Annotated in this window: 10 protein-coding genes and 1 pseudogene; 2 read left to right on the forward strand and 9 right to left on the reverse strand. The window is 64.2% G+C overall.

The features are described from left to right. Positions 1–60: 60 nt before the first annotated feature. A pseudogene (locus tag ACCC94_RS05285) lies at positions 61–189 on the reverse strand (ESPR domain-containing protein); the annotation flags it as partial. A gap of 504 nt (positions 190–693) precedes the next feature. Between ACCC94_RS05285 and ACCC94_RS05290 the strand changes: the two are divergent. After that, positions 694–939, forward strand: a complete 246-nt coding sequence (locus tag ACCC94_RS05290; RefSeq protein WP_413348341.1) for a hypothetical protein — start codon at positions 694–696, stop codon at positions 937–939. Between the two features lie 96 nt (positions 940–1,035). Here the strand turns inward: ACCC94_RS05290 and ACCC94_RS05295 are convergent, their stop codons facing one another. The 5 genes from ACCC94_RS05295 to ACCC94_RS05315 form a co-directional block, all read right to left on the reverse strand. Continuing rightward, positions 1,036–1,866, reverse strand: a complete 831-nt coding sequence (locus ACCC94_RS05295) for an alpha/beta fold hydrolase (RefSeq protein WP_413348342.1) — start codon at positions 1,864–1,866, stop codon at positions 1,036–1,038. Positions 1,867–2,213: 347 nt separating this feature from the next. After that, the gene (locus ACCC94_RS05300; RefSeq protein WP_413348351.1) at positions 2,214–2,903 is read right to left on the reverse strand and encodes a type 1 glutamine amidotransferase domain-containing protein; all 690 of its coding nucleotides are present in this window, start codon (positions 2,901–2,903) and stop codon (positions 2,214–2,216) included. Between the two features lie 93 nt (positions 2,904–2,996). Beyond that, positions 2,997–4,001: an acetoacetate decarboxylase (ADC) gene (locus ACCC94_RS05305; protein ID WP_413348343.1), complete on the reverse strand. Its 1,005-nt coding sequence runs from the start codon at positions 3,999–4,001 to the stop codon at positions 2,997–2,999. 173 nt (positions 4,002–4,174) lie between these two features. Beyond that, on the reverse strand, positions 4,175–4,636 hold the full coding sequence (alaE, locus tag ACCC94_RS05310; RefSeq protein ID WP_413348344.1) for an L-alanine exporter AlaE: 462 nt from the start codon (positions 4,634–4,636) through the stop codon (positions 4,175–4,177). A 178-nt stretch (positions 4,637–4,814) separates the two neighbouring features. Next, positions 4,815–5,609 carry an SDR family NAD(P)-dependent oxidoreductase gene (locus ACCC94_RS05315; RefSeq protein WP_413348345.1) on the reverse strand — a complete coding sequence of 265 codons (795 nt, stop codon included), beginning with the start codon at positions 5,607–5,609 and terminating at the stop codon, positions 4,815–4,817. A gap of 106 nt (positions 5,610–5,715) precedes the next feature. Here ACCC94_RS05315 and ACCC94_RS05320 point away from each other — a divergent pair, with 106 nt between their 5' ends. Further along, positions 5,716–6,684 (forward strand): GlxA family transcriptional regulator, encoded by a 969-nt coding sequence (locus ACCC94_RS05320; RefSeq protein ID WP_413348346.1) that lies wholly within the window; start codon positions 5,716–5,718, stop codon positions 6,682–6,684. Between the two features lie 69 nt (positions 6,685–6,753). On the opposite strand, the gene ACCC94_RS05325 is transcribed toward ACCC94_RS05320, so the two are convergent. The 3 genes from ACCC94_RS05325 to ACCC94_RS05335 form a co-directional block, all read right to left on the reverse strand. Then, positions 6,754–8,310, reverse strand: coding sequence for an amino acid ABC transporter permease/ATP-binding protein (locus tag ACCC94_RS05325; protein WP_413348347.1), 1,557 nt, complete (start codon positions 8,308–8,310; stop codon positions 6,754–6,756). A gap of 65 nt (positions 8,311–8,375) precedes the next feature. Next, positions 8,376–9,185: an ABC transporter substrate-binding protein gene (locus ACCC94_RS05330; RefSeq protein ID WP_413348348.1), complete on the reverse strand. Its 810-nt coding sequence runs from the start codon at positions 9,183–9,185 to the stop codon at positions 8,376–8,378. Between the two features lie 33 nt (positions 9,186–9,218). Continuing rightward, positions 9,219–9,870, reverse strand: a 652-nt coding sequence (locus ACCC94_RS05335) for an isopenicillin N synthase family dioxygenase (protein WP_413348349.1), incomplete at its 5' end; no start/stop codon positions are given.

Consider the following 9,870-nt stretch of genomic DNA (forward strand, 5'->3'; position numbering starts at 1 on the left):
GGTGACAGTACTGCTGTTGAGCGTACAGGTAGCTTGGGCTGGTTGGGCGAACGCAGCACCCAGCAGCAGGGTTGGCAATGCCCGCTTGCCGAGGCGTCGGGAGCCCTTTCGGCAGCGCTTGCTGAATTCGTGAGTGACAGTCCAGCAACCCAACGAGGCATTCCAAACCAACGCAAAGACATGGTTCATCGCGAGCACTTCCTTGTGACTTGAGAGACGACTCCCCACCGAAACCGAATGGGCTGGCGCCGAAGAAGATATATCAAATCAATGCCTGCCCAATATCATCTGGCCATATTCTCTCGGGATTGCTGCCTCTGCTGATTCCGGAACTGCCGCCCTAGAGCGGCTCGAGTGCTGAAATAATTTGCAAGCGAAGGCTGTCAGGAGGCTTGTAGCTCCTCAATCATGCAGGACAGCTTCAATCTCACTTGTGTCCGCGATGGCATGGAACGAGCCGTCGCAAGATACCCAGCCAGACACGGCCAACCCATACGGCAACTGTCGTATTTTTGGCGACGGGATCGTGAAGCCCCCAGCCCGGGAGCCGACTCATACCGAGCGCGCGACGATTGGAGTTCAGGTCAGATTCGGAGCCAGTCGTTCGTGGGGCGGCGGCGGCTACCGCCCAGAAGCAGACGGTCTCCAGCCATCGTAGAGTTCATTCAGAGAAGAGACTCCAAGGAAGACGACATGACACTCGCCAAGGGCGATACCGTAAGGCTGATGGAGGTTGACCAATCTTCGGCTGTTTTCTCTGACTGGTTGAACACACGGACGCCAGCGTCTGGCGATGCTGCTGTCGTGGAAGAGACCTGGGATTCCAAAGCTGGCCGCACTGTCCGCTTGCTCTGCGAGCCGCGTGCAGGCTTGTTAGAGTGGCGAGCCACGTTTCGGGAAGCAGAGTTGGTTTACGAGGTTCTTGATCGATCTCAGTGACGCCGATCCATGACTAATCCCTCCGTCCGCTATGGGTCGTTATCCACCAACCAGGGACCTGATGAAGGGAGCCAGGACTACCCGGCTCCCCCTTCCCTACCCGCGGATGAAGGCCAGCAGATCCGCGTTGATGGTCTCGGCCTCGGTGGTCGGCATCCCGTGGGGGAAGCCCGCGTAGGTCTTGAGCGTGCCGTTCTTGAGCAGTTTCGCCGAGAGCGGGCCTGAATCCTCATACGGAACGATCTGGTCGTCATCCCCATGCATTACCAGCACGGGGATCGAGATGCCCTTGAGGTCCTCGGTGAAGTCCGTCTGCGAGAACGCGACGATGCCATCGTAATGGGCCTGGGCGCAGCCCATCATGCCCTGGCGCCACCAGTTCCAGATGATGCCTTCGGAAGCCTTCGCACCCGGGCGGTTGTACCCGTAGAAAGGTCCCGCCGGGACGTCGTAATAGAACTGGGCACGGTTGGCCTTGAGCTGGGCCTGCAGGTCGTCGAAGACCTCCTTGGGCAGACCGCCGGGATTGTTCTGCGTCTTGACCATCAGCGGCGGAACCGCGCTGATGATCGCGGCCTTGGACACGCGGGCCTCACCGTGGCGGGCGATGTAGTGGATGACTTCCCCGCCGCCGGTCGAATGGCCGACATGCACGGCCCCCTGGGTCCCGAGGTGATTGACTACCGCCGCCACGTCGTCCGCGTAGTGGTCCATGTCGTGCCCGTCCCACACCTGGGTGGATCGGCCATGTCCCCGCCGGTCGTGAGCAACGACCCGGAAGCCGTTCGCCAGGAAGAACAGCATCTGGGCGTCCCAGTCGTCGGCGCTGAGCGGCCAGCCGTGGTGGAAGTGGACGACCGGGGCGTCCCTGGGGCCCCAATCCTTGTAGAAGATCTCGACACCGTCTTTGGTAGTGACATATCCCATGTTCGTATCTCCAAATTTTGTGTAGATCGATACCCGGCGACAGCCGGGAGTTCCGTTCCTTCCCTAGGCCGGACCGGGAGCGAAAGGCGCCGGAAGATGACTCCGGGCCAATACCACTGCGCCCTCCCGTACGGACTGTTCCGCGGTTGCTCCTCCTTGCAGGGACGACCAGCGGCCTGCGAAACCTCCTTCAGGCGAATCACAGCGTCAGCGCGACCTCGGCCATGGCCGGGTCGACATCAACGCATCGCTGTTCAGTTACTCTAGGATTGAATTCCACTTGAAGGTCAATAATGTGTCAGGGGCACGGCAGCAGACCGCCAGCGCTTGCTCCCTATCGGAAGCCCTCAGGCCTCCAGCACGGCGATGACCCGCCTTGCAGTGACCTTGGCGGACTGCGGGTTCTGCCCCGTGACCAGGCGGCCGTCCACCACCGCCTTGGGGGTGAAGGGCACCAGCGACTTTTCGAAGCGAGCGCCCCTGCGCTTCATTTCCTCCTCGGCGTTGTACGGCACCTGCCTGGCCACTCCCGCGAGGATTTCCTCCGTCCAGGTGAAGCCCGTCACGCGTCGCCCTGCGACGAGCAAGGAACCGTCCGACAGCCGGGTGTTCAGCAGCCCGCAGTAACCATGGCAGACGGACGCAACGATGCCGCCGTGCTCATGGACTTCGCGAGTCAGGCGTTGCAGTCCCGCATCGTCCGGGTAGTCGTACATCACTGCATGTCCACCGGTGAAATAAATGGCATCGTAGTCCTTGCCATCCAGCACCTCCGGCGAGGCGGTGTTCGAGAGCAAGGCCATGCGGGCCGGGTCAGCCAGCCAGTGCCGGGTTGATGCATCGGCATTGGGCCACTTGAGTGAGCGTGGCTCCAGCGGCGTTATCCCGCCCCGGGGGCTCACCAGACGCTGCTCGTAGCCTTGCGCCGCGAAGAGGTCGAAGACATGGGACAGCTCCGACAGCCACAAGCCGGTTGGCTCGGCCGGGTTGTCGAAGTGCGCCACGTTGGACACGACATGAAGAATGCGACGGGGCATGGCGGCCTCCCTTTCAATTGGATTCGCAATCTGGCCGGTGGCGCCGAGGATGCTTTGCATGCGATTTCCTCAGCGGGACCCTGGGCCCAGCTCTTATTCGCGCGGCAGAATGGTCTGCAGCGGTGCCGGCGCATACAGCGCACTCTGGAACTGCGGCACGTATTCGTACTTCAGCATCGAGCCCAGCTTCAGCGACTTGATGTAGGTCGACAGGCTGCCGTCGCTCAGGCTCAGCCTGACGGCATCCGAGCTGGTGGTGGAGGCGTGGCGCTGCTGCCGCGAGACCGCGTAGCCGTAGCTGAGCTCTGCCTTGTGGTCGAGGTTGGTGAAGCTGTTGGTCACCAGTTCCACCTCCTGCGACAGATCGGCAAGCTTCGCGGTTTCCAGGGTCACGTCGACCTTCCCGGTCTGGCTGTCGCTGATGGTCACGACCACCGACTTGTCCGTTTCGCGATAGTCGATAGGCGTCAGCCATTTGGGCAGGTTGTAGCCGACTACCCCGCGCACTCTGGCCAGCTCCGTGTTGACCGGCAGCTTCAACACGTAGCCCCACAGGTCCTTGCGCATCGACTGGCTGACCAGGCTGATGGGCCCCAGGTTGCTGCTGCCGGGCTTGTTGGTAACGATAGACAAGGCGATTTCGTTGTAACTGTCGTTATCGCAGTAGTGATAGGCATAGGCCGTCAGGGCAACCACACCGCGCCCCGGCCAGATCTGCAGCGGCTGCACCTGCTCCAGCACCTTGGCCGGCATCAGCTCCCGGAGCCTGTCCAGGTCGGCGGTGAAAACCGCCGTGATGCGACTGTTGTCGTAGTAGAAGTTCGGGGAGTAGGACTCGAAGCCCATATCGACCCTGGTCTTCGTCAAGCTCTTGAACCAGCTCAGGTCGATCTGCGGAGCTTCCCGGGCAATCACCGACAGCGGCGGGTTGGAGTGGTAACGGTCGTACAACCCTCCTGCCACGACGGGGATCACTTGCCCGGCAATCGTCGTCGAGGCTTTGGCGGCCGCTGAGTCGTTGGGCTCTGCAGCCAGGGCAGGCAGAGCGGCGGCGCCAAGAGCCAGGCCGCAAGCAAGGACAAGTGAAGCGAATTTCATATCGTGGGTTCTCCGCGTCTGAGGCTGACTCGCGGAACCGGAGCCAGCGTTCGCACACCCGATCGGGTGGCGTTGTCTGCGTGGAACCCTAAGGTTGAAGTTAGATTTAAGGTCAAGGAGCGTTACGGATCATTCACCGCGCAATGGGCAGGAATAAGCCCGATGAATGCTGCTCAACTGTTCAGCGACATGGGCTTTTCGCCACCGGCCGGCAACCCGAAAAGCCTGCGTATCCAGTTGAGAAATACGCCATAGGGCCGGCCCAGCAGGAGCATCATCACCGCGGCGCCCAGCGTGCCGCGCACCAGGCCGCCTGCCGATGCCCCACTGCTGGCAATGATCGCCGCATAGAGGGGCACCTGGAAACTCAACAGGGCCACACTGTCCCATAACACTCTGGACAGCCGACCGTCAGTGGCTCGCCTCATCACCCAATCGCGCCAGAGGCCGTAAGGCCGCGCAACCGGAACCATCAGCACGGCCCCCAGGAGCCGCGCGTGAAGTACCTGCTCCCAGGTCATGCCGGCAAGGAATCTTTCATTGATGATCCCCGTCGTGGTGAAGAACAGGATCAGCGCCGTGGTGTCGGCAACAAATGCGGTGCGACCTGTGTCTCGCGGCTGGCGTTGCGGCACTTCCGATCTCCTGTCCTGCTTGGCCGGGTAGCTGGGACCCTGTCGGGTAGACAGGGTCCTAGGCAACCTTACAGCAGGTCGATGATCGCTGCCGGGTGGACACGTCGGTGCAACGGCGCGGCGACACGGCCGCTGCACCCTGGTCGTGCCGTCGGCGGCATGGCCGAGCTATCCGCGTTCAGCCCTGGTAGCGAGCAGCCGGCTCACTGCGCGACAGGTTGGGCATCAGCCTCTGGCGCGCGGCCTCGTATTCGTTGAGGTCGGCGATCTCCGGCAGCGCCGGAATGGTGGCGAACTCACCCTGGTCGAGCCCCGCCAGGGCCGCATCCACCATATCCTCCGCCTTCATCACGATAGCCCCGGGCAGGTGCTCCAGCGGGGTGCCGGCGATGCCCCAGAAGTCGGTGGCGGTCGCCCCCGGCAACACCACCTGGACCTTGACGTTCTTGTCCGCGAGCTCATGGCGCAGCGATTGGCTGAAGGCGAGAACGAATGCCTTGGAGCCGCCGTACACGCCGTTCAGCACCTCCGGGGCGATGGCAACGATGGACGCAATGTTGATCAGCGTGCCGCGGCCACGAGCGACGAAGCCAGGCACGGCCGCGTAGGTCAGGCGCGTCAGCACATTCACATTGAGCGTCAGCAGCTCTTCGAGCCTGTCGACGTTGGACTCCAGCAAGGGGCGCGTCGCGCCGATACCGGCGTTGTTCACCAACAGGGAAATACTGGCGTCGGCTCGAAGCACTTCCTCGACCTTCGCAAGATCGGCCCTGTCGGCCAGGTCGGCGACGAGCACTTCGACCGAGCGACCGGTCTCATCGCTCAAGCGCTTGGCCAGGGCATTCAGGCGACCGCGATTGCGGGCCACCAGGATCAGGTCGTGGCCGCGCCGGGCCAGGCGTTCTGCGTAGATGGCACCGATGCCGGACGAAGCGCCAGTGATCAGTGCAGTACCGGGACGGGATTGAGTCATGTCGATGCTCCAGGGGGGTGGGGGGAACTGGAGTTCAGGATGCAGCGACTTGGCCATATCTCAAATGACGTATAAGGTAGTGATTCAGGACATACGAGAAACCCTCATGCATCGCATCGGCTATCTGGTGACCGACGGCTTCCAGGTGCTCTCCCTGGCAACCCAGACGGTCTTCGAATTCGCCAATCTGGTCGTCGGCGAGCCCGCCTACAGCATCGGCTACTTCTCGCCTTCCGGGGGCCTCGTCCGCTCTTCAATGGGGCTGGCGATCGAGACCCGCCCCCTGCAGGCGCCGGGTCTGGCTGACACCTGGATAGTGGTCGGGGTGAACAACCCGGTGGAGTGCGCAACCTCCCCCGCCGTGCTCGAGTTTGTCCGCAAGGCTGGCGACCAGGCACGACGCACCGTCGGCATCTGCACCGGCGGTTTCGTCCTCGCCGAAGCCGGACTGCTCGCCGGGCGCCGCGCCACAACCCACTGGGCCTACGCCCAGGCTCTGCAGAATCGCCACCCGGAGGTCACGGTCGAGGAAGATCGCATCTACATCGTCGACGGTCCCTTCTGGACTTCGGCCGGGATGACGGCTGGCCTGGACCTCGCCGTCGGCATGGTGGAGAAGGATCTGGGAGCGGACGTGGCTCGCTCGGTGGCGCGCAAGCTGGTCATGCACCAGCACCGCTCCGGCGGGCAGTCGCAGCACTCCGAAATGCTCGATCTGGCCCCCAAGTCCGACCGTATCCAGAGTTCGCTGAACTACGCGCGCCAGCACCTGAAGCAACCCCTGGGCGTCGAGCAACTGGCCGAAGTGGCGCACCTCAGTCCCCGGCAATTCACCCGCGTGTTCACCGCCGAAACCGGGCAGTCGCCTGCCAAGGCCATCGAAGGGCTGAGGCTGGAGGCCGCCCGCCTGATGATCGAGCAGAGCCGCCATTCTCTGGATGTGGTTGCGCGGGAAACGGGCTTTCGCGATCGCCGCCACCTGCGCGAAGCCTTCCTGCGAGGCTTCGGCGTCCCTCCGCAGGCCGTGCGCCGGGATGCCCGCCAGGTGTCGACGAGACACAGCGAGCCAGGCTGACCACCTGCCTCGCGCAAGCCCCTGGCCCGACCTGGCATTCCGGCGCTCCCTCCGCCAGGGCGTTCGGCGTCAGCCGGCGAGGAACGCCCGCTGCTGCGCCTGGTCCTGCCCGGTTTGGCGCTCCAGACCGATGAAACGCATCACCCGCTCGCCGCAGTCGCCATTGCGGATGCTCGCCGGTGCGGCGTCGACCTGCACCTGACCGTGCTCCATGAAGATCACCCGGTCGGAAATCGACAGGGCGAAGTCCATCTCGTGGGTGACGATCACCATGGTCATGCCCTCCTTCGCCAGGTCGCGGATGACGTTGAGCACATCGCCCACCAGCTCCGGGTCCAGCGCCGAGGTCGGCTCGTCGAAGAGCATGATCGCCGGCGCCATGGCCAGCGCGCGGGCAATGGCCACGCGCTGCTGCTGGCCGCCGGAAAGCTGGTGCGGGTACTTGTTGGCATGGGCCAGCAGGCCGACCTTGTCCAGCAGCGCGAGGGCCTTCTGCTCGCAGATGTCGCGCCCGGTCAGACCGTGGAAGCGCGGCGCCAGGGTGACGTTGTCGAGAATGGTGCGGTGCGGGAACAGGTTGAAGTTCTGGAACACCATGCCGATGTGCTGCACGCCCTCGCGCAGGCGCGCCGGGTCCGGCTTGCCGGCCTCGATGTAGGGTTTGCCGAACAGTTCGGTGGCGCCGCCGTCGATGCCCTCCAGGCCGTTGACGGTGCGAATCAGCGAGGTCTTGCCGGAGCCGGACGGGCCGATGACCGACACCACCTCGCCGTTGCCCACGCTCAGGTCGACGCCCTTGAGTACTTCGTGGGTGCCGTAGCTCTTGCGGATGCCCTTGAGCCGCAGCGCCGGCGGCGCACCCGCCGGGGCGGCTTCACGGCTGGCCACGGGGGTTGCCGGGAGGGTCTTGCGCAGGCTTTCCAGGGCATCAACGGCCAGGGCTTCCGGCTTGCGGGCGTTGAGGTCCAGGCGGTGCTCCAGGTACTGCAGGCCCCAGCCGAACAGGGTGACGATCAGCACGTAGTAGATGGCCACCGCCGAGAGGGTTTCCATCACCAGGAAATTCTGCGCATAGAGGCGCTCGCCGACCTGCAGCAGCTCGGTGAGGGAGATCACCGAGACCAGCGAGGTCAGCTTGACCACGGTGACGTACTCGTTGATCAGCGTCGGCAGCGAGATACGGAACGCCTGCGGAATGACGATCAGGCGCTGGATGCCGATGCCGCCCATGGCCAGGGCGCGACCGGCTTCCTTCTGGCCCTTGGCCACGGAAATCAGGCCGCCGCGATGGATCTCGGCCATGTACGCCGCTTCGGTCAGCACCAGGGCCAGCAGGCCGGAGATGAACGGATTGGACAGCAGCACGCCACTGGCCGGGAACAGCTGCGGCAGGTTGTAGACGAAGACCACCAGCACCAGCAGCGGCACGCTGCGGAAGAACCAGATGTACAGCGCCGTCGGCGCACGCAGCCAGCGCGAGCCGGAGAGCTTGGCGCAGGCGAGGAAGAAGCCCAGGACCATGCCGATCAGCCAGGTCAGGGTGCTCAGCTCGATCACCGTGACGCAGGCCTTCCAGAAATCCGGCAGGGAGAAAAGGGAGAAGAAGTAGGACCAGTCGAACTGCATGGGAACCTCGGCGAACGGGGCCAGGCGCGAGGCCGGCCCCGTCTTTCATGTTGCGTTGAAGCGGATCACTCGGTCGCCGGGGCTTCTTCGAGAGCGTACTTCTTCAGCAGGGCAGCGAATTCGCCGCTGTCCTTGGTCTTCTGGAAGGCGGTCTTGAGTGCGTCGTACAGCTCCTGATTGCCCTTCTTCACGTACATGCCCAGGGTCTGCTTGTAGATCAGCTCGCTGGAGCTGACGACCACGCGGCCCTTGGAGCGCTCGGCGATCATGTGCGCGGCGCCGGAAATCTCCACCTGGGCCTGGACGTTCTTCGACAACAGCGCCTGGGTCACTTCCGGCGCGGACGGGTACTCGCTCACGCTGATGGCGCCCTTGCCGTTGGGGACGCAGTAGGTCTTGGACAGCTCCTCGAACTTCGGCACCCAGGTGGTGCCCTTCTCCAGGCCGATCTTCTTGCCGCAGAGGTCTTCGGGCTTCGCCGGGCGCTCGCTGCTGTCGGCCGGGACCATGATGGCTGCGCCGGTCTGCGCGTAGGGGATCGCCAGGGCCTGGGCGGTGCGCTCGGGAGTGACGTACATGCCGGAGATCACTGCGTCGAAGTGGCCGGCGTTCAGGCCCAGGATCAGCCCGGAGAACTTGGTGTTGACGAAGCTCGCCTTGAGGTCCAGGTGCTTGGCCAGCAGCTCGGCCAGCTCGGGGTCGGAACCTACCACCTTGTCGCCGTCGTAGGACTCGAAGGGCGGATAGGTGATTTCCATGCCGACCTTGAACTGCCCCGGCGTGGCGGTCAGGGCGGCGCTGGCGGTCTGCAGGGTACCCAGCAGGGCGGCGCCGACAACGGCGGCGGCCAGGAGAGTGCGGGTGGTTTTCAGCATCGTGATTGCTCCAGTCTAGGGTTGCGCGCGGCTTCAGGAAGGCTGCGTCTGTTTTTTCAGGTGGCCGAAGCTGGACGGCTTGCGCGCCCGCTCCGGCAGTGCCAGCTCACCGTCGGCGACCTTGCGGCGCAGGTAGCTGTAGGTCTGCAGCGCCTGGCTCCACATGTGCTCGCCGATGGCGATGGTTTCGTAGTCCTGGGCGCCGTTGTCGAACTGCGGCAGCGGACGGATCTGCGTGTGGTAGTCGCAGGCGTAGAACAGCGGGAACGAGTAGCGCTCCTCGCGCACCGTGCGGACCCGGTGCGCAGTGGCGACGAAGGCGCCGTTGGTCATCACCTCCAGCATGTCGCCGATGTTCACCACGAAGGCTCCCGGCACCGGCGGCGCGTCGATCCACTCGCCGTCCTCGTTCATCACTTCCAAGCCCGGCTGCGTGGCATGCAGGATGGTGAAGCACTCGTAGTCGGTATGGGCGCCGATGCCCGGGGCATCCTGCGCTTCGCCATCGAAGGGGTAATGGATCAGCCGCAGTTTCGACGGCGGCCGGCTCACCAGCGGGTCGAAGTAGCCCTCCTCCAGGCCCAGCGCCAGGGCGAAGCCGTCGAACAGCTTGCGGCCGAGGGCGAACACCGCCTGGTAGTAGGCGCTCACCTGCTGCTGGAAGCCGGGCACCTGCGGCCAGCAG

The sequence above is a fragment of the Pseudomonas sp. Pseusp97 genome, assembly GCF_047304025.1.
Lineage (GTDB): Bacteria > Pseudomonadota > Gammaproteobacteria > Pseudomonadales > Pseudomonadaceae > Pseudomonas.

Excerpts from the sequence above, each read along its gene's own strand:
- ACCC94_RS05290 (WP_413348341.1), top strand. The coding sequence starts at position 694 with ATGACACTCGCCAAGGGCGATACCGTAAGGCTGATGGAGGTTGACCAA.
- ACCC94_RS05295 (WP_413348342.1), bottom strand. The coding sequence starts at position 1,866 with ATGGGATATGTCACTACCAAAGACGGTGTCGAGATCTTCTACAAGGAT.
- ACCC94_RS05300 (WP_413348351.1), bottom strand. The coding sequence starts at position 2,903 with ATGCCCCGTCGCATTCTTCATGTCGTGTCCAACGTGGCGCACTTCGAC.
- ACCC94_RS05305 (WP_413348343.1), bottom strand. The coding sequence starts at position 4,001 with ATGAAATTCGCTTCACTTGTCCTTGCTTGCGGCCTGGCTCTTGGCGCC.
- ACCC94_RS05315 (WP_413348345.1), bottom strand. The coding sequence starts at position 5,609 with ATGACTCAATCCCGTCCCGGTACTGCACTGATCACTGGCGCTTCGTCC.
- ACCC94_RS05320 (WP_413348346.1), top strand. The coding sequence starts at position 5,716 with ATGCATCGCATCGGCTATCTGGTGACCGACGGCTTCCAGGTGCTCTCC.
- ACCC94_RS05325 (WP_413348347.1), bottom strand. The coding sequence starts at position 8,310 with ATGCAGTTCGACTGGTCCTACTTCTTCTCCCTTTTCTCCCTGCCGGAT.
- ACCC94_RS05330 (WP_413348348.1), bottom strand. The coding sequence starts at position 9,185 with ATGCTGAAAACCACCCGCACTCTCCTGGCCGCCGCCGTTGTCGGCGCC.